Source organism: Sphingorhabdus sp. SMR4y (assembly GCF_002218195.1).
Classification (GTDB): Bacteria; Pseudomonadota; Alphaproteobacteria; order Sphingomonadales; family Sphingomonadaceae; genus Parasphingorhabdus.
The window spans coordinates 1942077-1963305 of the sequence record NZ_CP022336.1; the positions used below are offsets into that span (position 1 = coordinate 1942077).

Consider the following 21229-nt stretch of genomic DNA (forward strand, 5'->3'; position numbering starts at 1 on the left):
GGACTAGGGGTTGATCGGTGCGTTCAGGTCATCGACCGAAAACGGCTTTTCGGTCCCGTTGTCGAGAGCGCTCGGCAAGACCGGCGGCTTGTTGTCCGCAGCGATCGAAGCCTGCAGGATCCGGCTCGGATTGGCGGGCGGTTCACCCCGTTCGATGGCATCCACATATTCCATCCCGGCAGTCACGCGGCCAAAGACGGTGTAATTTCTATCGAGCGAGAAGCGCGGGTAGAAGACGATGAAAAACTGGCTGTTGGCGCTATCTTCGCTTTGCGCGCGCGCCATCGAGACCACGCCCCGTACATGCGGAAACTGGCTGAACTCGGCCTTCAGGTCGGGCAGCTCGGAACCACCGGTGCCGGTACCGGTGGGATCGCCGGTCTGGGCCATGAATCCTTCGATCACCCGATGAAAAATAATACCGTCGTAAAAGCCCTGACGCGTCAGGGTCTTGATCCGCTCGACATGATTGGGCGCCATGTCCGGAAACAGCTTGATCGTCACCCGCCCTCCCGTCGACAGGTCGAGGTGCAGAATATTCTCTGCGGCAGGAACAGACGCCGGCGCCGGAGTCTGCCCGGACACTTCCTGCGCTTGAGCGGGGAACGAAGCCAGGAAAAGAACGGAGATGGTCAATAAAAATTTGCGCAGCATGGCATACTCGATTTGGTATTGCGGGATGGGAAAGCAAACAGCCTTTGGACGATTCTACCTTTCACTGCAATGAATTGCTGTGAAGCCTATTGATCACCCTTCAGGCCGATCTTTTCCACCCTGGCGGTGATTTCATCGGCCACAAGCGGTGTCACGAACTTGTGTATCTCGCCGCCGAACATGGCGATTTCCTTGACCAGACGCGAGGCGATCGGTTGCAGCGAGACATCGGCCATCAGGAATACGGTCTCGATATCACCGTTCAATTGCTGGTTCATGCCCGCCATCTGATATTCATATTCGAAATCGGCGACGGCGCGCAGACCGCGTACAATCACGCTGGCGCCCTGTTTTTCTGCAAATTTCATCAGCAGCATGTTGAAACCGACAACCTCGACGCCATCTCCCAGTTCGGCGGTTTCCCTGCGCACCATGTCGAGCCGTTCCTCATCGGAGAACATCGGTGATTTGGAAGGATTGGTGGTGACACCGATCACCAGCTTGTCGACCAGGCGCATGCCGCGCTTGATGATATCCATATGGCCCAATGTAATCGGGTCAAAAGTCCCCGGATAAACGCCAATTCTCATGTCCCGTCCTTCCCGCCTAGCGGTCCCTGGTGATTGTATATTCGGCAATTGCGCGAAGCAGGTTTGCTTCCTCGCCATAGCCGTTCAAATGCGATTTGGCCTGATCCACCAGCATCTGGGCCTGTTCTCTGGCCCGCTCCAGTCCCATCAGGCTGAGAAAGGTTTCCTTGCCGGCCTCTGCGTCTTTGTGGAGCGCCTTGCCGGCCTTGTCCTCGTCACCCTCGACATCCAGGATGTCGTCGGCAATCTGGAAGGCGAGACCCAGATCATGGGCATAGCCGCGCAGGCTGGTCCGTCCTTCAATGGCCACCCGACCGAGAATCGCGCCGATCTCCACACAGGCACCGATCAGCGCCCCGGTTTTCAGTTGCTGCAAGCGAGTCACAGTCGGCAGATCGAAAGTCGACTTTTCCGCCACCAGATCCATCATCTGGCCGCCCGCCATGCCAGCCGGTCCGGCGGCTTTGGCGAGACAGGCGGTCATCTCTGCCCGAACGAAGGGATCATGATGGGTGCGCTCATCAGCCAGCAAACCGAAGGCCAGCGCGTGCAGGGCATCGCCGGCAAGAACCGCGGCGGCTTCGCCAAAGGCAATATGGGTGGTCGGCTTGCCCCGGCGCAGATCATCATCATCCATACAGGGCAGATCATCGTGGATCAGCGAATAGACGTGAAGGGCCTCGACCCCGGTCGCAGCACGGATCGCGCAACTTTCATCGACGTTGAACAATCGCGCGGTCGCCATTACCAGCAGCGGACGCAGCCGTTTCCCGCCTCCGATCGCGGCATGGCGCATGGCCTCGTACAAGCTGCGACGGGCATCGTCAGGCACCTGCAAAAGCATATCGAACTGCCGGTCGATAGCGGTAGCAACCCGCCCCATTTCCCGTAACAGATCCGAATTATTATTGGCCGCCACCGGCTCAGTCCGCGTCAAAAGGGGCAGTAGCTTGCGGTTTGCCATCGCGGTCGAGGGTGATTTTCTCGATCTTGGCCTGCGCCGCTTCCAGCCGTTGCTGGCACAGTCCGCGCAGTTTCTCGCCTTCGCTATAGAGCGCAATCGACTGGTCGAGCGGCACATCGCCGCTTTCCAGTTTGCGGACAATATCTTCGAGCCGCTTCAGCGCATCCTCGAAATTCAGGGCGGAAAGATCTTCGTTGGTTTCGCTCATGGCGCAATTCAATGACGGCGCTTTGGTCCGCGGTCAAGGGCTTGGGCTTCACTATCGACCACTTCCGGTGTAGCCCTTGAAGAAAAGCCGGGAGGAAAAGCATGTTCATCGGTCATTTTGCGCCCGCGATGGTCGCAGCAACCCACCCCAAAGCGCCGGGGCTGGGCAGCCTGTTCGTCGCCGGACAACTGGTCGATTTCGGCTTTTTCGGCCTTGCGCTGGCCGGTATCGAAAATTTCCGGATCACGCCCGGGATCACAGAGATGGTGCCGCTTGATCTCTATGACATGCCCTATACCCACAGCCTTTTGGGCAGCGCCGTCTGGGCGGCCGGCTTTGCGCTGCTGATCTGGCTGTTCACCCGCAACCGGACGGGTGCGCTGATCGGCGGAACCGTGGTGCTATCGCACTGGTTTCTTGACCTTCTGGTGCACGCGCCGGATCTGACACTGGCCGGATCGCCGCCAAAAATGGGCTTGAGACTCTGGGACCATCCGATGATCGAGATGCCGCTGGAACTGGCAATGACCTTCGGGGCGTTGGCCTTTTTCGTTGCGCGCACGCGATCAATAGCGCCAAGCGCCCGGTTTGCCTTAGTGCTTTTGGCCATATTGCTGGCCGTTTTTCAGGCTGTTAACTGGTTTGCACCAGAACCCGAGACGGCCGACGCGAATATGATGATAACCGCGCTTATCGCCTTTGCGGTCCTATCTGCCGTCGCATGGCTTGTCGGCAAGACGCGGGCGTTGAAACAGGCCTGATCCACAAGGTGCAAAGACAGAAAGCAGAAAAAGACATGACCCAATTTATCGCCGCCTATTTCATTGCCGCCATCATTTTCGGGATTCTCGATTTCCTCTGGCTGAGCAACATGACCCAGACCCTGTACCGGCCGGTCATCGGCGAGATCATGGCCGACGAGTTCCGCAAGGCGCCGGCAATGATATTCTATGCGATCTATCTGTTCGGCATCGTCTGGTTCGGGATCAAGCCGGCGCTGGCCAGCGGCCAGTGGACCACCGCCCTGCTCAACGGCGCGCTGTTCGGCGGGATCGCTTATGCGACCTATGACCTGACCAGCCAGGCCGTGCTCAAGGTCTGGTCGACCAAGATCAGCCTGTACGACATCGCCTGGGGCACCTTTGCCACAGGCGTTACCGCAGCGCTGACCGCCTTTCTGGTGCTGAAATTCGTAAAGGCCTGACGCGCCCGGTCGTCAGCGCCTGGACTTGGTCGCAAGCTGCTCCATCCGGTACGGCAGCAGGGATAATATCTCCCGCTGCCGACAGGATGAAGCGGAGCCCCATTCGCCGATTTCGGCCAGGCTGCGCCCGCAGCCCACACACAACCCGCTGGGACGGTCGATGGTACAAATATCGTTGCAGGGTGATTTCACGCGGATAGCTGTTCGTCGATCTGGCCCAGCCGTTCCTTGCCAAAATACATCTCGCCATCGATAAACATGGTCGGGATCCCAAAGGCCCCGCGCTCCACCGCATTTTCCGTATTGTCGATCAACGCCTGTTTGACCTCCGGGTCCTGGGTCTGGGCGAGAAGATCGGCCGCATCAAAACCGCCGTCCTGCAAGATTCTGCCCAGCGTTTCACCGTCGGTCACGTCGAGGCCTTCTTCCCAGATTGGCGGCAACAGCATTTCAATGAACGCCACCCGCCTGTCCGGTTCCAGCGCCACCAGCATCCGCTGCAGCGTGATCGTGTTGAACGGGAATTTCGGGTTCATCCTGAATTTGCTCAGCCCATGCTTCTGGATAAACCGGTTCATCTCCAGCATCGCATAGTCATTCTTGCCCTTCACTTCCGCATCGCGGATAAACGGCGGCGCGTTGCCGGTCAGCTTGTGCATGCCGCCGAGAAAGGCCGGGGTAATAGTGATCGTCGCGCCATGCTTTTCGGCCAGCACCTTGAGCGGTTGCCAGATAAGATAGGCGTTGGGGCTGACGAAATCGAAAATCAGCTCGATGGTCTTGGACATAGGTTGCTCCTTCGAACCTATCCTTAAAGCAGCACAGCGAAACATCAATTCCCTCTAGGCGAAATTGCCCCGCCTCGTTAAAGGGTCTGCATGACCACAGACACGATCATTGCCGAGCCCCAGATCTCCACCGAAACCGTGCGCGAGCATGGCCTCAACGCGGAGGAATATCAGCGCATATTGAACGCGCTCGGTCGCGAGCCGAATATGACCGAGCTGGGTATCTTTTCGGTGATGTGGTCGGAACATTGTTCCTACAAGTCATCGCGCCTGCATCTGAAGAAACTGCCGACCACCGGCCCGCAGGTCATTTGCGGCCCTGGCGAAAATGCAGGTGTCATCGACATCGGTGACGGCCAGGCAGCGATCTTCAAGATGGAGAGCCACAACCACCCGTCCTATATCGAACCCTATCAGGGCGCGGCGACCGGCGTCGGCGGGATCCTGCGCGACGTCTTCACCATGGGCGCGCGGCCCGTGGCCAATCTCAACGCGCTGCGCTTCGGAAGGCCCGACCATCCGAAGATGAAGCATCTGGTCAAGGGCGTCGTCGCCGGTATTGGCGGCTATGGCAATTGCGTCGGCGTGCCGACGGTCGGCGGCGAGACCAATTTCGATCCCGCCTATGACGGCAATATCATCGTCAATGCAATGACCGTCGGCGTGGCCGACGCGGACAAGATTTTCTATTCGGCCGCCAGCGGCGTCGGCAATCCGATCGTCTATGTCGGCTCCAAGACCGGTCGCGACGGCATCCACGGCGCGACCATGGCGAGCGCCGAATTTGACGACGACAGCGATGAAAAGCGCCCCACCGTACAGGTCGGCGATCCGTTCACCGAAAAACTGCTGATCGAGGCCTGTCTCGAACTGATGGCCAGCGATGCAATTGTCGCGATCCAGGATATGGGCGCAGCGGGACTGACCAGTTCCAGCGTAGAAATGGCGACCAATGGCGAAGTCGGCATCATCCTCGACATGGACAAGGTGCCCTGCCGCGAAACCGGCATGACCGCCTATGAAATGATGCTCAGCGAAAGCCAGGAACGCATGCTGATGGTGCTGAAACCCGGCCGCGAGGAAATGGCCGAGGCGATTTTCACCAAATGGGAACTGGATTTCGCGGTGATCGGCGAAGTCACCGACAGCCGCCGCATGGTCCTCACCCACAAGGGCGAAACCGTCTGCGACATCCCGCTCGGCCCGCTCGCCGACGATGCGCCGCTCTATGACCGCCCGCACCTGACCCGCGAGGAATATGCCGCGCATATCAATGTCCAGCCGGTCGGCGATCTGCCCGAAAGCCCTGACATCGGTGCCGATCTTCTGAAAATGATGGCCAGCCCCGCGCTTGCCTCGCGCCGCTGGATCTGGGAACAATATGACAGCCAGGTCGGCGCCGACACCGCGCAGCGCTCCGGCGGTGACGCCGCTGTCGTCCGCGTCCACGGCACCAACAAGGGCCTCGCGATCACCACCGACTGCACCCCGCGCTATTGCAAGGCCGATCCCTATGAGGGCGGCAAGCAGGCGATTGCCGAAGCCTATCGCAATCTTTGCGCGGTCGGCGCAAAACCCCTGGCGACCACCGACTGCATGAATTTCGGCAATCCCGAAAAGCCGCATATCATGGCGCAATTTGTCGGTACGATCGAGGGCATGGGCGAAGCCTGCAAGGTGCTCGACATGCCGATCGTCTCGGGCAATGTCAGCCTCTACAACGAAACCACCGGCGCCGACGGGGTCAGCCACGCGATCCTGCCGACACCGGCAATCGGCGCGGTCGGCCTGATCGACGATCTCGACACAATGATGACCATCGGTTTCAAGCAGGAAGGCGATTGTATCGCCACCATCGGTTTCCATCACGAGGAACTCGGCCAGTCGACCTGGCTGCGGGAAATCCACGGCCGCACCGACGGCCCGCCGCCGAAGGTCGATCTGAAAGACGAAGAATGGGCCGGCCGGATCGTTCGCGAACTGATCGCCGCCGGCAAGGTCACCGCTGTGCACGATATCAGCGACGGCGGCCTCGCCGTGACGCTGGCTGAAATGGCGCTGGCCGGCAATCTCGGCGCGGAGATCGATCCGATGACCAGCGCCTTCGCCTTCAGCGAGGCGCAGGGCCGCTATGTCATCACCTATCGTAGCGATGCCGACCTCGATCGCGCAGAAGTGCCGTTCGAGAAAATCGGGCAGGTGAAGGGCGACAAGCTGGTGCTGAACGGCAAGCCGGTTGCGGTGAGCGATTTGCGCGAAGCGCATGAGAGTTTCTTCCGCGACTGGATGGAGGACTAGGCCCTAGCCCCTCCACCACTGCTTCGCCGCGGTCCCCCTCCCCATGCCTGCGGCACAGGGAGGAAAAGTGGTTTGACAGTTTTGGCCCGACGCTGACAAAATTGCCCTGATTGTGATACATCTATCCTCCCTGTTGCGAAGCAATGGGGGAGGTGGCCTGCGCAGCAGGTCGGGGGGGCTATGGCACGAACAACCAGACACACCGTCCTGAAAGCAAGGCAATTGCGCAAGACAATGATCAAACCCGAAATCATGTTGTGGCAGCAGCTGCGCAAGAAACCGCTCGGCATCAAGTTCCGACGCCAGCATCCGATTGGGTCATATATCGTGGATTTCTATTGCCCGTCTGCGAAACTGGCTATCGAAGTCGACGGCATGGCGCACGATATGGCGACCGTCCGGAACGCGATGAGCGGCGGGAATGGGATTTATTTGGCATTGGAGTCGAGGTCATCCGGATAGCCGCGCAGGATGTTCTGCATGACCCGACAGACGTCGCCGACCGGATATTGCGATATATTCAGAGTTTGCACTAGGCCTCTCCGTTATCCACCTACGCCAAGGCTTGGGCGGATGCGGATGCCACCTCCCCATTGCTGCGCAACCGGGAGGAAATAGTTATGTTAATTTCATCCTCCCAATGCCGCAGGCATGGGGAGGGGGACCGCGCGTAGCGTGGTGGAGGGGCCACACCAAGACCAACCGAAAGCCCCCATCCGCTCCTCCAACAGATAGGGAACAACTCCCGCCTCCGGTCGTTGATGATGAAACGACAGGAGAAACACGATGACCGCAGGCTATTCCGCAACCCCGCTTACAGAAAAGCTATCCCTCAAGGAGGGAATGCGCGTCTGGTTTCTCGACATGCCGGAGAGCGTCCGGGCAGAGATTGACGAGTCCGGCCTGACCTTGTCCGAAGATGAAGTCCCAACCCCCGGCCTGAACGCCGCCCATATTTTCGTGACCGACCGGGACATAATGGAACAGCATCTGGCCACCCTGCGCGAAATGATCGATCCCGCCGGCCAGGTCTGGGTGAGCTGGCCGAAAAAGCCGTCGAAAGTCGAAACAGACATCACCGAGGACATGATCCGCGAAGTCGCGTTACCGATGGGCTTTGTCGACATCAAGGTCTGCGCGGTGGACGCGGTCTGGTCGGGCCTCAAGCTGGTGATCCGCAAGGAATTGCGCTGACCGGCAGGCGCTTGCGCATCCGTTCGTGCTTAGCCCGTGGAATCGCGGTCTTGCGCGCCTGATCGTCCTTCGACAAGCTCAAGACAAACGGCAGGACCTGGGTCAAATGTTGTCAGGAAACCGGACGTTTTATCAGGCCGGCTGCGCCAGCATGTCATAGGGATCCACATCCTGGGCGCGGAACCTGGCATGGGCCTCATGGTAGAAACGCGGTGTCCTGATATGCAGCCGCTCGCGCAAGGCGTCCAGCGGTTGCGCAAGCAGCTCGGCAATATTCTCTTCGCTGATCTTCGGGCAGGCCTTGCCCATTTTCTGGGCTTCGCGGATCGCCTTGAAGATCGGCGCGTCGCTCTTGGTCTGTTTCTTCATATTCAGACCGGCCGCATAAGCGATGAAGACATTCCCCAGGGCCGGGTTCTGGCCGTAGGTGAAGGCCAGCACGCACGCTTCGCCCAGCGCGTCGCGGCCATAGCCGGTCAGCACATGCAGCAGGTCATGCGTGTCGCGCTGGCGAAAACCGTACCATTCGATCAGATCGCCATATTTGCGCGGGCTGAACTCGTCATATTCGGCGATCAGACCGGCGGCGCTCAGACCTTCCTTTTCCATGAAGTCGCAATAGGCATGGGCCAGACTACCGGCCGGCATTTTCCGCAGACGCTCATGATCGTCGAGCAGCACCGCAAGTTCGGGTTCGCTTTCCAGCAGCGCCTTGCCCTTGTCGCTCTCGACAAAAGCCTTGGCATCCTTGCGGAACCCGGGGCGCGGCAGCGATTCAAAAATATGGAACACCTGCGACGTGTCTTCCTTGTCCTTGATCAGTTCGCGGAAATGATGGAGCGCTTTCAGCGGACGAAAGCGGGCTGCGGGACGGTCCGGGTGAACAAACGGCATTTGCGAATCATCGGACGCTGGGAATTTGTGATCAATTTTCATGCGGCCTATATGTCGCTTACTAACATCTATGTCAATAGAGGATAGTGGCTTTCCCGAAAGCGCCGGCTCCGCTATCTGCTGTGCAGCCCATGACCCTGACGCGTCCTGATCGCGGGAGATGTAAATGAAGCCGCATGACACCCTGCCCTATACCCAGCTGCCGGACTATTCCGACGCCGAACGCATCGCGCGGTCCCGCGCCTTTTACGAAGCGATCAGGACCCGGCGGACCTGCCGCTATTTCAGCGACGAAGCGGTTCCCCGTGCGGTGATCGAGAATGCGATTCTTGCCGCCGGCACCGCGCCCAATGGCGCCAATCACCAGCCCTGGCATTTCGCCGTGATCGAGACAGCGGAGAAGAAGAAAGCCCTGCGTATCGCCGCCGAGGAAGAGGAGCGCGCCTTTTACGCAAGCAAGGGCAGCGACGAATGGCTGGAAGCGCTGGCGCCCCTCGGCACCGATGCCGACAAGCCGTTTCTCGAGATCGCCCCCTATCTCATCGTGATCTTTGGCCAGCGCAAGGGCGGCATGAATCCGGGCGAGAGCAAGCAGAATTATTATGTCAACGAAAGCGTCGGCATCGCGACCGGCACGCTGATCACCGCGCTGCACGACGCCGGTCTTGCCACGCTCACCCACACGCCCAATCCGATGAAATTTCTCAATCAGCTGTGCGACCGCCCGAGCCATGAAAAACCGATGATGGTCCTGGTGGTCGGAAAACCCGCCCCCGATGCGACGATCCCCGTCCACGCGACGATCAAGAAGCCGCTGGACCAGATCGCCAGCTGGCTGTGAAAGAATTGCGATCCCCAAATATCGTTCGTGCTGAGCCTGTCGAAGGACAGCCGGTAGCAGCGGGTTCTGCTTATCCCGGTCCTTCGACAAGCTCGGGACGAACGGCGCGCAGATGAGCACCACCCCTTCCTCGCCCCGCTATCTCGAACTCGACGCCTTGCGCGGTTTTGCCGTGATGGGCATTTTGCTGATGAATATCGTCGGCTTCGCGATGCCGGAAATGGCCTATGTCAGCCCGGCGGTTTACGGCGGTACCGATCTGCCCGACACCATCGTCTGGGCGCTGTCCTATATTTTCGTCGACGGCAAGATGCGCGGCCTTTTCACCCTCTTGTTCGGCGCAAGCATGATGCTGGTGATCGAGCGGGCCCGGGGCAATGGCGACGATCCGGCGAAAGTACATTTTTCCCGCATGATCTGGCTGGCATTTTTCGGTCTGGCGCATTTCTTTCTGCTCTGGGCCGGCGACATATTGTTCCTCTACGCCGCCGTTGGCTGCATCGCCTATTTCCTGCGGGACCTGACCGCCGATGATCTGATCCGCCGCGCCCTGCTCATCTTCACGCTCGGATTTCTCGGCTATACCTTGATGTTCGGCAGCCTGCTGTTTCAGCAATATCAGGCCGGCTTGCCCGGAGCCAGCGCCGGCTCGATCGACAATGTCGCGACGATCATCGCCGGTTTTGATAGCGGTCCGGCTGCCATCACCGCCGATATCGCGCTTCATCAATCCGGCTTCGTTTCGATATTGCTCGACAAGGTCCGGAACGACCCGTTCGGACCACTGGTTCTGCTGGCCTATAATCTGGCGGAGACGCTGCCGCTGATGATGATCGGCATGGCGCTGTATAAAAACGGCTTCATCACCGGCCAGTGGACCTTGGAACAATATCGTTCCTGGGGTATCCGGCTTACCATCTCCGGAGCCGCCATAGTAGCCGCCATCGCGCTTTATCTTATCGCCGGTGGTTTCGAAATATTGCGGATGGTCAATGCCAGCTATGCATGGAACTGGCCCTCGCAAATGCTGATGACCATCGGCTATACCGCATTGCTGATCCGGCTGATCCGGACATTCCGGGGCACATCATGGATCATGCGGATCGCGGCCGTCGGGCGCGCTGCTTTCAGCAATTATCTCGGTACCAGCCTGCTGATGACCTTCATCTTTTACGGATGGGGGCTGGGATTATACGGATCGGTCGGACGAGCAGAATTATATCTGTTCGTGGCGCTTGCCTGGCTTCTCATGCTGCTCTGGTCGCAAGCCTGGCTGACACGCTATCGCTACGGACCGCTGGAATGGCTATGGCGCAGCCTCGCGCGGCAACAGGCGCAACCGATGCGCCTCTTATAAATCGTCCCGGGCTTCTTCTGCAGCCTCCGGCGGTTCATCGTCACCGAACCCGCTGACATAATTGGCGTTCAGTTGCTGATATAGGTTGAACCCGGACACGATTTCCAGTTGCTCCTGATCATCATCCATCAGCCCCAGCGGTCGTCCATCGGGCAAATAGGCAAAGTGGAGCAAGCGGCCTTCTTCATCCTGGCGATATACCGAGCAGATGACCGGCGAACCGAGACCGCCCACCACGCTGTGCATCACGACCGCTTCCGCCTCTGCTTCGAGAGAGGCATCGCTGTCCGGATCAAAAGGCGTCCCGGAATAGCGATAGACCGTCACATGATCCGCTGCATTTTCTATCGGATGTGTCATGCAACTGGCATTGCCGGTCCGTATTTCGTCGTCCGCCAGAAAAAGCAGATGGCTTGGACTGATGGCAACGAAAACCCCGCCATCGGCCGCCAGCGGACTGACCGCTTTCGGACCCGATTGAACATAATCCCAATCGGCAAGAATATCGGCGGGGATTTTCCCGAAAAATTCCAGCGAGGGCGTTTCCCCCAAGGTTAAAACAGCATTGCCAGCAACGCCCCCTGGAAGCGACTCGATATGGGCGACGAGGTCCATGCCCCTGATATTCCAGTCGGCTTCCGCTTCTCCCGTCGGCTCCAATGCTGCGGCAAGTTCGATTTTGATCGATTCCTGCAACTCTTGCAGGTCTCCGGCGAGCTCGCTTTGCACGAGCTGCCAAAATTCTGCGACCGGAGAATGCCGGGAAACGGCCACATCTGTCGCATATGCACTTTCGATCCCGGGCTGTGAGAGATCGGGCACGCCGGCTGCACTGGCCGGCGCTATCGCCAGCAACAAAATCACGGGGACAATGGCACCCCAAATTCTACACATCACAAGCCTCTTCCTCCCGCGTTGAACCGGTTTAACCATTTTCTCCGGCATGGAAATATAATATCGATCGATTTTTGCTATTGCTATCTATTCTCATTAGCGATATATGATTCGCAGAGAGGAACCGAAATGGTTGTTTGCGTCTGTAATGCGATTAAGGAAAAAGACCTGAGAGCCGCCGTGCGCAGCGGTGCCGACAGGCCTTCCCAGGTTTATGCCCAGCTGGGGCGCAAGCCGAAATGTGGACAATGCCTCGCCTTCGCGCAAACCATTATCAAGTCCGAAGTTGCGACCGCTTAGCATTCTCGTTATCAAATCATTGAAATAATTACGTTTTTCACAAGACTGCCCTTTCGCATGGCAGCCCTATCCTGTATAGAGATTCCCGATTGATCCACTGACAGAAGGGAAGGACTCTGCCATGAAGGGCGATACAAAAGTCATCGAGTTTCTCAACGAAGCGTTGAAAAACGAACTCACGGCCATCAACCAATACTGGCTGCACTATCGCATGCTCGACAATTGGGGCGTGACCAAATTGGCCGAATTCGAACGGCACGAATCGATCGACGAAATGAAGCACGCGGACAAATTGGCGGAGCGGATTTTCTTCCTCGATGGCCTGCCCAACTTCCAGCTACTGGGTCGACTGAAAATCGGAGAAACCGTGGAAGAAATCCTCAAGGCCGATCTGGAGCTGGAATATGAAGCGCTGCCGATGCTCAAAAATGCCATCGAGCATTGCGAGAGCGTGCGCGACTATGTCAGCCGCGACCTGTTCGCCGAAATTCTCGAGAGCGAGGAAGATCATGTCGATTCCCTCGAACAGCAGTTCGACATGATCGAACGGATGGGAATTGAAAATTATATCCAGCTGCAGTCCAAACCGGTCGAATAGACCCGCAGCTATGATGTCAGCCGACCCGGCGACCAAAGCCGGTCGGCTGGCGTTGCTGGACCAGCGGACTGGTCCCCCTGCCCAATATCGCCAGAGTATCCTCGAACATCGGCCGTAGCGCCACCACCAGCTCGATAAGCTCGTCCGGCGTCTCGTGATGCTCGACGCACGCACGGGCGGTCATTTCGATTGTTTCCGCCGCAATGCCGAGCTTCAGTCCGCCCAGTTGCAGCGCCTCGCCTTTCAGCTTGTGTGCCGCAAGCACCATGGCCGCCGGATCATTGGCGCGCATCGCCTCTTCGATCTTGTCGACAGACTGGAAGCCGTCTTCCTGAAAATAGCCCAGCAGCCGGACAAAATGAGGCCCCAGAGCCGCACGGGTATCGGCCCAGACCTTCCAATCAATCAATTCGCTTTCGACTGGCTCCACCGAACGCTCCCGGAACTATAGCGAAAATACGCTAACCTTACCGAACCTAGGCCAAAACCTGTAAAAACTTTGTTACCGGGTGCCGCAATTTTGCGAACTCTTCACCAGATTGCAGTGAATTCAGGCTTTGTCATGATAGGGGTTTTTGGGGGCGCGGATGATCAGTCGCACCGGAACCCCGCCAAAGCCCAACTCGCGACGGATACCGTTAACCAGATAGCGGCGATAGCTTTCCGGCAAATCGTCGACCCGCGTCCCGAAAATCACAAAAGATGGCGGCCGCGTCTTGGCCTGGGTGATATAGCGCAATTTGATCCGCTTCCCGCCGGGTGCCGGCGGCGGATTTTCGGTAATCGCGTCCTCGAACCAGCGGTTCAGCTTGCCGGTTGAAACCCGCTGCGACCAGATCCGCCGGGCCTTGAAAGCAGCCTTCATCAACTGGTCGATCCCCTTGCCGGTAAAGGCCGAAACCGCAATCAGCGGCACATCGCGGACCTGCGCAAGACCATCATCAAGCGCTGCACGGATGCCGTTGAACAATTTGCTCGGCCCTTCGGCGACATCCCATTTGTTGATCCCGATGACCAGACAGCGGCCTTCCTGGATCGCATGATCGGCGATCCGCAGGTCCTGCGCTTCCAGCCCCTTGGTCGCGTCGAGCAAAAGCACCACTACTTCGGCAAAGTCGACTGCATGGCGCGCGTCTGCCACGGCAAGCTTCTCGAGCTTGTCATTGACCTTGGCCTTTTTGCGCATGCCGGCGGTGTCGATCAGCCGCACTTGCCGGTCCGGTTCTATACCATCCAGCTTTTCTTCCTCGGTCAGGGCATCGTCGTGCCAGACCCAGTCGACGGTAATGCTGTCGCGCGTGATCCCGGCTTCCGGACCGGTGATCATGCGGTCCTCATCCAGCATCTTGTTTATCAGGGTCGACTTGCCCGCATTGGGACGTCCGACGATGGCCAGTTTCAGCGGCGCCGATTCATCGGTCGGCTCTTCGGCGGCAGCCGCCTTGAAATTCTCAACATAGGGCTGGATCGCCTGAAACAGGTCGGCGATGCCGTCGCCATGTTCGGCGCTGAACGGAATCGGATCGCCGAACCCGAGGGAATAGCTTTCCAATATGCCGGCTTCCGCCGCTTTGCCCTCGGCCTTGTTGACCAGCAGAACGACCGGTGTTTTCGCGCTTCTCAGCCAGCGGGCGATTTCCTCGTCGAGCGGGGTCAGGCCAGCCCGGCCATCGATCACGAACAAAGCCAACTCCGCGCCGGCAACCGCGAGTTCGGTCTGCTTGCGCATCCGGCCGGGAAGGCTTTTCGGATCTTCATCCTCATAACCCGCCGTATCAATGACATTAAACTCGAGCCCCAGCAGGTTGGCCGCGCCTTCGCGTCGGTCGCGCGTCACCCCCGGCGTATCATCGACAAGCGCCAGCTTCTTGCCAACCAGACGGTTGAACAGGGTTGATTTGCCGACATTCGGTCGGCCGATAATAGCGATATTGGGCAGCATGGAGCCGGTCCCTGTCCTTTGGTTCTGATCCTCAGCGGAACGCGGAAATTCGGCCGCTGTCGTCGAGAATATATAGCATGCCACCCGCAACGACTGGCGGCAGCGAAACGCCGTCATCCAGTTCAAACAGCGTCTGGCTCGATCCCTCACCCGGCGATATCGAAACGACATCGCCTTCGGTGCTGGCCACGATCAGACGATTACCGGCCAATATCGGTCCGGTCCAGGTGATCGGGTTTTTCTTCTTTTTCTCGTTCTTGAAGGCGGCGAGCTGGCTGATCCAGCGAACCTTGCCATTCGGTCTGGCGATACACAGCAATTTTGCGTCATCGGTCAGCACGAACACCCATTCGCCAGCGACCACAGGTGTGGTAATACCGGCAATGTTCAGCTCCCAGATCCGCTGGCCCGTAACCAGTTCATAAGCAGCCATGCGACCGCCCTGTCCCAGCGCGAAGACGCGGCCACGGTCGATCACCGGATCGGCATCGATATCGGACAAAGTCGCAACCGATGTCGAAATGCTCGTGCGCGCGAGCGCGTCGTTCCAGAGATTACGGCCATTTTCATAGCGGTAGGCGGTCAGCTCGCCTGAGGAATAGCCGGCAACGACCGTACCCTGTCCGGCAGCCGGCGCGGCAACGCCGAAAATGCCCGCGAGGCCGACCGTGCCCGCTTCATTCCATTGCACCGACCCGTCAACCATGCTGAGCGCATAGATCTGGTTGTCCTGCGTCATCACATAGACATTGCCGTTGGAAATCGTTGGCGATCCGCGCAGCGGTCCGGCCGGACGCACTTTCCATATCTGGCTGCCGTCGGCCGCATTGAGCGCGACTACATCGCCCACGCCGTTGGTTGCATATACGACATCGCCCAGAACACTGGTTCCGCCACCGAACCGTGAAGAGGCGCCGTCGCCCTTCACCTCGATCTGCGAGGACCAGATTTTCGAACCGGTTGCAGCATCAAAGGCATGAACCATTGCTTCGGTGTCGGTGACGAACAGTCGTCCACCGGATATCACCGGTGCCGCCGCCAGCCGTTCCCGCTTGTTGGTTCCGCTGATGCTCGCGGTCCAGACCCGGTCAAGGCTGCCCGGCAAGGCTACATGACCGATTGATTTGCTTGCGTTGCCGCCCGACTGTGCCCATTCGCTGTTGGCGGCAGGCGCAGGCAGGATCACGGCAATCGACGCCAGGCCGGGGTCGACTTCCGCGCCGGTTTCACCACTCAATATCGGCGTGCGCTTGCCGATCGTCGGCGTATTCTTCTTGCTCTCGCCATCGCCGCCGCCCAAAATGCTGCAGCCGGACAGCAGTGAAAGAGCCAGCAGGCTTGCGGTCAGTGTCTTACCGGAAATCATTCCTTGGATTCTCCCTCAGTCGCTACCACGGTTGGCGGTGCAGCCTTATTATCATCGCTGTCCGGTTCGACAGCGTCAATGCCCTCGACGCCGGCCATCTGCAAAGCACGCGACCGGATCGTTGCCGGAACGCCATCGTCCTTGGCCAGCTGGGCAAAAAGCGGCCCCGCCAGATCCGACTTGTTCAGATTCAGATAGGATATCGCGACCATTTCGCCGGCGCTGCCGAACCAGGCATTGCCCGGAACCGCAAGCGGCTTCAGCCGGTCGATCACCTGCTGCGGCTTGAGCGTGTCGAATTCAGCAGTCGTCTGGCGGATCAGGGCAAGATCACGAAACGGCTTCGGCAGACTGTCGTCAGCGACAATCTTGGCATAGCCGGCAATCGCCTTTTTCGGATCATTTTTTTCCAGCGCGATATTAGCCTGCAACAGCTGCGCCGCGGCGCGATAGCCGCTCTGTTCCGCTTCCATCAACGGTTCGAGCGCGGTCGCGGCTCCGTCCAGATTATTCTGGCGAATGCTGTCGATGGCCGCGACATATTCCTCGCTGCGCAGACCCGAATCTTCATTCTGGCTATTCTGCCAGAAAATCCAGCCGGCCAGCGCGCCCAGACCGATGACAATAGCGGCAAAAATCCAGATTCCGTAACGGGTGACGATCGTCTTCAGCTGGTCCTCGCGCACCGCTTCGTCGACTTCCCGCAGAAACACCTGTTCTTGCTGGTCCGGCTTCTCTTCCGGGGCTTTATCTTTGTCTTTGGCCAAGCTGGCTTCCTCAAATCTGTTTCGCGTATCCCGTTCGCCGGTCAGACGAAGGCATTATGCAATCGGCTGTCCTTTAGCGTCCGCAATAGCAAATGTAAAAGTCTATTGACCATTTCCACAGGCTGAACGGCGGATCGGCTGCATCAGAGAAATATCGCTATTTTTTCGGTTGATAGAGTTGATCCGCCCCCGGAAAGGCGCGTTCCCTGACCTCTCCGGCATATTGCTCGGCAGCCTGGTCAATTTGTTCGGCAATATTGTGATAGCGTTTCACAAAGCGGGCGGTACGGTCGAACATGCCCAGCATATCCTCGGTGACCAGCACCTGGCCATCGCATTGCGCGGAGGCGCCGATGCCGATGGTGATCGCATTGACCGCCCTGGTCGCCTCGATTGCGATGGGCTCGAGCACGCCTTCCAGCACAATCGCAAAGGCCCCGGCCTTGTCGAGGGCCACCGCGTCGCCGACAATCTTCTTCGCCTCGGCATCGCTGCGCCCGCGCGCGGCATAGCCGCCCAGCACATTGATCGCCTGGGGCGTCAGGCCGACATGGCCAACCACCGGAATGCCGCGTTGGACGAGAAACGCCACGGTCTCAGCCATCACTTCACCGCCTTCAAGCTTGACCGCAGCCGCACCGGTTTCCTTCAAGATGCGCGCAGCGCTTTCATAGGCTTTTTCCGGCGAGGATTCATAGGAACCGAAGGGCATGTCGACGACAACGACGCTGTGATAGCTGCCCCGGACCACCGCCGCCCCATGGTTGCACATCATCTCGAGCGTGACCGGAATGGTGGAATCCAGGCCATAGATCACCTGGGCCAGCGAATCGCCGACCAGCAGCATATCGCAATGCGCGTCGAGCAATTGCGCCGTCCGCGCGGTATAGGCGGTCAGCATGACCACCGGCTCTGCTGTCACCCCGTCGACCTTGCGGCCCTGGATTTTCGGTACGGACAAACGCCGCATCGGCTGTGGCCGGGGGTTGGCGCGACTGGTCGAGGTATCGAGTTTGAAGGTTGTGGACATGGCAATCCTAAACAGTATCGTTGATAGAATGGCCTCAATAAGCGACGCCGGCGCATAAGGCCAGCTTAGCGGTTATCGCCTGGCGGCTGTCACCGCCTGCGCGGGATTGTCGCTGAACAATCCGTCGATCCCCGTAGCGATATAGGCCCGGATTTCACCCGCGAGATCGCCCGTATCGCGCGGATCGATGCCGCTCTTGAAATCGGTCGGCAGAAAATAATTTTCACGACGAAAGGTCCAGGGATGCACTGCAAGGCCGGCCTTGTGCGCGGCCTCGACCAGTCCGGTCGGCGCGCCCAGCCGGCCGATGGCATTGCGACCGATCACCATATCCTTGGATGGTCCGATCCCGTCGGCATAGCGGGCCATGTCCTTCAATCCCGCCGCCGTGATCATGGCCGCATAGCTTTGCCCGGCCATGTCCGGTGGCCCGCCCTCGCTCGCCACCAGCTGCACCAGCCGGACACCGGTCTTGCCGTTCAATACCTGCAAATTGCCGACTTCGAACGACTGGATGAAGACCGGATCATCAGCTCCGTCATAGCCATATTGCTGGAGCAGTTTCAGCAAGGGTTCGTCATGGTTCAGCCCCAGCGCTGCAAAATAGCTCGGATGCTTGGTCTCCGGGTAGACGCCAATCCGCCTGCCCGTCTTGGCCGCATGCGCTTCGAGCAGTTGCAGCACCTCTTCAAAGGTCGGGATCTCGTACTGGCCATCATATTGCATATTGCCCGGCCGCAGGTCGGGCAGCCGTTCCCTGGCCCGCAATGTCTTCAGCTCGGCAAGCGTGAAATCTTCGGTAAACCAGCCGTCATGCTGGCTGCCATCAATGGTTTTGACGGTCCTGCGGCCGGCAAATTCCGGCCGGTCGGCAACATCGCTGGTCGCGCTGATGTCATTTTCATGCCGAGCCACCAAAATGCCGTCCCGGGTCAACACCAGATCCGGTTCGATAAAATCCGCGCCCTGGTCGATCGCCAGCTGGTAGGCGGCCAGCGTATGTTCGGGTCGCTCGCCGCTGGCACCGCGATGGGCAATGATGATCGGAGGCTCTCCGTTCAACGTTGCTGCATTCATTGGCCCGTCTCCCGCATACTCCGCCCCTGCTCTGCATCCGGCCAGCGCAAACAGCATCAGAAAGACGAGCCGGACGCGCATCCCTAGCCGACCTCGACACCGTTCCAGAACGCGATCCGTCCTGCAATTTCCGCAGCTGCTTCCTTGGGCGCCGGATAGTACCAGGCCGCATCCTCGTTGATCTCGCCCTCGACGATCAGGCTATGATAGGCGGCATCACCCTTCCAGGGACAATGGCTCGTGCTATCGCTGTACATCAGATATTTCGACCAGACGGAATCGCGGGGAAAATAGTGATTGCCTTCCACTACGACCGTATCGTCACTGTCGGCGATCACCGCGCCATTCCATTTTGCCTGAACCATGTGCCTGTCCTTTTCCTGATACCATAAGCTGCCACGGCAACCAGTGTCAGCGGTATCCAAACCCAGATAGCTTCGGAATATAACACTTTGATGCCACGGCCACTGATAAAATCGGAAATCCCGATCGGCGATACGGCAATCGGGGTAAAGGGAGCGAAATGGCGTGACGCTTCGAACGGCCAATAGATCGCCACGCCCAGCCCGCCATTGGTGAACATGTCGAGCAACCCGTGCGAGGCCATCGAGACAAACAGGAAAGCCGCCACCAGACCATATCGTTGTGGTCGCAGCACGGCTGTGGCAAACAGCGCTGCAACAGCAGCAAAAAGAAGACTGTGCGTCGCGCCGCGATGTCCCCAGCTGTCTCCATATTCGATGCCAAACCCAAAGCCGGCAACATCGGCATCGGGCAGCATGGCAAATAACAGACCTGTCGCGATCACCGGCACAGACAGCCGGCTTCGTCCCAATATCAACGCGCCGGCAAGCGGCACGGCGGCATGGGACATGACCGTCGGCATCAGCTGTTGCGCGCGGTCAGACCTGCTGCTTCATAATCCGACGCCTTGAAACCGACGACCAGCTCGTCGCCATGTTCCAGCACCGGCCGTTTGATCATGCTGGGATTTTCCGCCATCACCATCACCGCGGTATCGTCGCCGATATTTTCCTTCACCATGTCGGGCAGCTTGCGGAAAGTGGTGCCGCGCTTGTTGACCAGCGCTTCCCAGCCCACCTGCATCACCCACATTTCCAGCTTTTCCTTGCTGATCCCCGACTTTTTATAGTCGTGGAAGACATAGTTGATGCCGTTTTTCTCCATCCAGTTGCGCGCCTTTTTGATCGTGTCGCAATTGGAAATGCCGTACATTTTGGTTTCGTTGCTCATGGGACTGATCCTGTTTTTACTGCACCTTGACCCAGAGACCCAGGTCAGCGACCGGTCAATGATCGCATTTCGGGCTCCGGGCAGTGCAAATTCGCTTCCCGAACTGAATTAGCCAGAAATGCCCGTCGCGCAAGGCCCAATCGGAACTGTGGTGTTCCAGTTGCCGCGCGGTCCGGTCGACAGTCTTCGCATCGGTCAGCCCGACAGCGTTGCCGACCCCGTCTCGCAATCGGCGCGCAGCGGACAGGACAGACAATCCGGTCGTTTCGGCCGGCAGATCGTCTGGGCCAGACGCTTGCCGAGCAGATGATGCTCGTCCAGATCCTCCGCCGACCATTCGGGCGGCATCAGCGGCATCAGCGCGTCATAGGCCCGGGTCGTATCGGCCTTGGCCGGCACCAGCCCCATCCGCTGCACCACGCGCCGGTGGCCGGAATCGAGCACCAGCGCCCGGCGATTGAAATGGCTGGTGTTCATGATCCCGGCGCTGATCTTGCGCGCAATCCCGGGCAAAGTCTCCAGCCAATCCATCGCTTCGGCCGTTTCCATCGGTTCAAGATGCTCCAGGCTGGCCTTGCCGCACCGCGCGATAATTTCGTTGAGGCAGGCCTTGAGCCGCTCCGCCGCCATTGCCGGGAAAGTGGCGGTCTGCAGAAGACCCCGCAACTGCTCGAAAGGAGCCTCGGCAACGCGCTCCCACGATCCATATTCGGCGATCAATCGATCGGTATTGGCGTTGGACACCGCGGTTTTCGCGCGCGCGCCGATTACGCCCTGGACCAGGACCCACATCGGGTCGCGGCGCGTATCGTCGACCGGCATCACCCGGCCAAACCGCTCGATCAGCCTGCCGTGCATCCGGCGCAAAATCTCGGTGCGGTGAGCGGGACCAGAGTCGAGTTGCATCCGCGGAATATGGCCGAGCTGAGGACCGGTAGCAAGACTGTGCGCCCCGCAGCCATCGACCGGTCAGTCCAGCCGGCGACCAATGGTCACAACCGGCTGCGCA

General features: G+C 59.0%; 27 protein-coding genes. 9 read left to right on the forward strand and 18 right to left on the reverse strand.

What is annotated here, in order from left to right:
- Window positions 1–3: 3 nt before the first annotated feature.
- The 4 genes from SPHFLASMR4Y_RS09240 to SPHFLASMR4Y_RS09255 all read right to left on the reverse strand — a co-directional run bounded on the left by SPHFLASMR4Y_RS09240 (window position 4) and on the right by SPHFLASMR4Y_RS09255 (window position 2416).
- Complete coding sequence (locus tag SPHFLASMR4Y_RS09240) at window positions 4–654, reverse strand: peptidylprolyl isomerase (protein ID WP_089133281.1); 651 nt, start codon at window positions 652–654, stop codon at window positions 4–6.
- 86 nt (window positions 655–740) lie between these two features.
- Window positions 741–1244 carry a pantetheine-phosphate adenylyltransferase gene (gene coaD, locus SPHFLASMR4Y_RS09245; protein ID WP_089133282.1) on the reverse strand — a complete coding sequence of 168 codons (504 nt, stop codon included), beginning with the start codon at window positions 1242–1244 and terminating at the stop codon, window positions 741–743.
- Window positions 1245–1260: 16 nt separating this feature from the next.
- A complete protein-coding gene (locus tag SPHFLASMR4Y_RS09250) occupies window positions 1261–2127 on the reverse strand; it encodes a polyprenyl synthetase family protein (protein ID WP_260807150.1) in 867 nt (288 codons plus the stop codon).
- Between the two features lie 40 nt (window positions 2128–2167).
- The gene (locus SPHFLASMR4Y_RS09255; RefSeq protein ID WP_089133283.1) at window positions 2168–2416 is read right to left on the reverse strand and encodes an exodeoxyribonuclease VII small subunit; all 249 of its coding nucleotides are present in this window, start codon (window positions 2414–2416) and stop codon (window positions 2168–2170) included.
- 101 nt (window positions 2417–2517) lie between these two features.
- Between SPHFLASMR4Y_RS09255 and SPHFLASMR4Y_RS09260 the strand changes: the two genes are divergently transcribed.
- Window positions 2518–3177, forward strand: a complete 660-nt coding sequence (locus SPHFLASMR4Y_RS09260) for a hypothetical protein (RefSeq protein ID WP_089133284.1) — start codon at window positions 2518–2520, stop codon at window positions 3175–3177.
- 35 nt (window positions 3178–3212) lie between these two features.
- Window positions 3213–3620, forward strand: coding sequence for a DUF2177 family protein (locus tag SPHFLASMR4Y_RS09265; protein ID WP_089133285.1), 408 nt, complete (start codon window positions 3213–3215; stop codon window positions 3618–3620).
- Between the two features lie 12 nt (window positions 3621–3632).
- On the opposite strand, the gene SPHFLASMR4Y_RS17455 is transcribed toward SPHFLASMR4Y_RS09265, so the two are convergent.
- Both SPHFLASMR4Y_RS17455 and SPHFLASMR4Y_RS09275 read right to left on the reverse strand, forming a co-directional pair.
- On the reverse strand, window positions 3633–3812 hold the full coding sequence (locus tag SPHFLASMR4Y_RS17455; protein WP_089133286.1) for a DUF1289 domain-containing protein: 180 nt from the start codon (window positions 3810–3812) through the stop codon (window positions 3633–3635).
- Window positions 3809–4408 (reverse strand): 2-hydroxychromene-2-carboxylate isomerase, encoded by a 600-nt coding sequence (locus SPHFLASMR4Y_RS09275; protein WP_089133287.1) that lies wholly within the window; start codon window positions 4406–4408, stop codon window positions 3809–3811. The genes SPHFLASMR4Y_RS17455 and SPHFLASMR4Y_RS09275 overlap by 4 nt, the downstream gene beginning before the upstream one ends.
- A 90-nt stretch (window positions 4409–4498) precedes the next feature.
- Here SPHFLASMR4Y_RS09275 and purL point away from each other — a divergent pair, with 90 nt between their 5' ends.
- From purL to SPHFLASMR4Y_RS09290, 3 genes are all read left to right on the forward strand, one after another.
- Complete coding sequence (gene purL, locus SPHFLASMR4Y_RS09280) at window positions 4499–6706, forward strand: phosphoribosylformylglycinamidine synthase subunit PurL (RefSeq protein WP_089133288.1); 2208 nt, start codon at window positions 4499–4501, stop codon at window positions 6704–6706.
- Between the two features lie 234 nt (window positions 6707–6940).
- Entirely contained in the window at window positions 6941–7168 is a 228-nt protein-coding gene (locus SPHFLASMR4Y_RS17335) for an endonuclease domain-containing protein (protein ID WP_260806926.1), read from the forward strand.
- 324 nt (window positions 7169–7492) lie between these two features.
- Entirely contained in the window at window positions 7493–7900 is a 408-nt protein-coding gene (locus tag SPHFLASMR4Y_RS09290; protein WP_089133289.1) for a DUF3052 family protein, read from the forward strand.
- 132 nt (window positions 7901–8032) lie between these two features.
- On the opposite strand, the gene SPHFLASMR4Y_RS09295 is transcribed toward SPHFLASMR4Y_RS09290, so the two are convergent.
- Window positions 8033–8794, reverse strand: coding sequence for a Coq4 family protein (locus SPHFLASMR4Y_RS09295; RefSeq protein WP_089134800.1), 762 nt, complete (start codon window positions 8792–8794; stop codon window positions 8033–8035).
- 166 nt (window positions 8795–8960) lie between these two features.
- Between SPHFLASMR4Y_RS09295 and SPHFLASMR4Y_RS09300 the strand changes: the two genes are divergently transcribed.
- On the forward strand, window positions 8961–9635 hold the full coding sequence (locus SPHFLASMR4Y_RS09300) for a nitroreductase family protein (RefSeq protein WP_089133290.1): 675 nt from the start codon (window positions 8961–8963) through the stop codon (window positions 9633–9635).
- A 112-nt stretch (window positions 9636–9747) separates the two neighbouring features.
- A complete protein-coding gene (locus tag SPHFLASMR4Y_RS09305; RefSeq protein WP_089133291.1) occupies window positions 9748–10992 on the forward strand; it encodes a DUF418 domain-containing protein in 1245 nt (414 codons plus the stop codon).
- Here the strand turns inward: SPHFLASMR4Y_RS09305 and SPHFLASMR4Y_RS09310 are convergent.
- Window positions 10987–11886 carry a hypothetical protein gene (locus SPHFLASMR4Y_RS09310; RefSeq protein ID WP_145955510.1) on the reverse strand — a complete coding sequence of 300 codons (900 nt, stop codon included), beginning with the start codon at window positions 11884–11886 and terminating at the stop codon, window positions 10987–10989. The genes SPHFLASMR4Y_RS09305 and SPHFLASMR4Y_RS09310 overlap by 6 nt on opposite strands.
- 129 nt (window positions 11887–12015) lie before the next feature.
- Here SPHFLASMR4Y_RS09310 and SPHFLASMR4Y_RS09315 point away from each other — a divergent pair, with 129 nt between their 5' ends.
- Window positions 12016–12186 carry a bacterioferritin-associated ferredoxin gene (locus SPHFLASMR4Y_RS09315; protein ID WP_089134801.1) on the forward strand — a complete coding sequence of 57 codons (171 nt, stop codon included), beginning with the start codon at window positions 12016–12018 and terminating at the stop codon, window positions 12184–12186.
- A 121-nt stretch (window positions 12187–12307) separates the two neighbouring features.
- Window positions 12308–12784, forward strand: coding sequence for a bacterioferritin (gene bfr, locus SPHFLASMR4Y_RS09320; RefSeq protein WP_089133293.1), 477 nt, complete (start codon window positions 12308–12310; stop codon window positions 12782–12784).
- Window positions 12785–12800: 16 nt separating this feature from the next.
- On the opposite strand, the gene SPHFLASMR4Y_RS09325 is transcribed toward bfr, so the two are convergent.
- The 10 genes from SPHFLASMR4Y_RS09325 to nth form a co-directional block, all read right to left on the reverse strand.
- Window positions 12801–13214: an Hpt domain-containing protein gene (locus tag SPHFLASMR4Y_RS09325; RefSeq protein WP_089133294.1), complete on the reverse strand. Its 414-nt coding sequence runs from the start codon at window positions 13212–13214 to the stop codon at window positions 12801–12803.
- Between the two features lie 120 nt (window positions 13215–13334).
- Window positions 13335–14726: a ribosome biogenesis GTPase Der gene (gene der / locus SPHFLASMR4Y_RS09330; RefSeq protein WP_089133295.1), complete on the reverse strand. Its 1392-nt coding sequence runs from the start codon at window positions 14724–14726 to the stop codon at window positions 13335–13337.
- Between the two features lie 31 nt (window positions 14727–14757).
- On the reverse strand, window positions 14758–16092 hold the full coding sequence (locus SPHFLASMR4Y_RS09335; protein ID WP_089133296.1) for a PQQ-binding-like beta-propeller repeat protein: 1335 nt from the start codon (window positions 16090–16092) through the stop codon (window positions 14758–14760).
- Complete coding sequence (locus SPHFLASMR4Y_RS09340; protein WP_260806927.1) at window positions 16089–16859, reverse strand: tetratricopeptide repeat protein; 771 nt, start codon at window positions 16857–16859, stop codon at window positions 16089–16091. Before SPHFLASMR4Y_RS09340 ends, SPHFLASMR4Y_RS09335 begins: the two co-directional genes overlap by 4 nt.
- Before the next feature lie 157 nt (window positions 16860–17016).
- A complete protein-coding gene (gene panB / locus SPHFLASMR4Y_RS09345) occupies window positions 17017–17889 on the reverse strand; it encodes a 3-methyl-2-oxobutanoate hydroxymethyltransferase (protein ID WP_089133297.1) in 873 nt (290 codons plus the stop codon).
- Between the two features lie 72 nt (window positions 17890–17961).
- Window positions 17962–18966, reverse strand: coding sequence for a glycerophosphodiester phosphodiesterase (locus tag SPHFLASMR4Y_RS09350; protein ID WP_222102919.1), 1005 nt, complete (start codon window positions 18964–18966; stop codon window positions 17962–17964).
- An 83-nt stretch (window positions 18967–19049) separates the two neighbouring features.
- Complete coding sequence (locus SPHFLASMR4Y_RS09355) at window positions 19050–19331, reverse strand: DUF427 domain-containing protein (RefSeq protein ID WP_089133299.1); 282 nt, start codon at window positions 19329–19331, stop codon at window positions 19050–19052.
- On the reverse strand, window positions 19301–19852 hold the full coding sequence (locus tag SPHFLASMR4Y_RS09360) for a metal-dependent hydrolase (protein WP_089133300.1): 552 nt from the start codon (window positions 19850–19852) through the stop codon (window positions 19301–19303). The genes SPHFLASMR4Y_RS09355 and SPHFLASMR4Y_RS09360 overlap by 31 nt, the downstream gene beginning before the upstream one ends.
- Window positions 19852–20220, reverse strand: coding sequence for an ArsC family reductase (locus SPHFLASMR4Y_RS09365; protein WP_089133301.1), 369 nt, complete (start codon window positions 20218–20220; stop codon window positions 19852–19854). The genes SPHFLASMR4Y_RS09360 and SPHFLASMR4Y_RS09365 overlap by 1 nt, the downstream gene beginning before the upstream one ends.
- A gap of 195 nt (window positions 20221–20415) precedes the next feature.
- Window positions 20416–21126 (reverse strand): endonuclease III domain-containing protein, encoded by a 711-nt coding sequence (gene nth / locus SPHFLASMR4Y_RS09370; RefSeq protein WP_089133302.1) that lies wholly within the window; start codon window positions 21124–21126, stop codon window positions 20416–20418.
- Window positions 21127–21229: the final 103 nt, after the last annotated feature.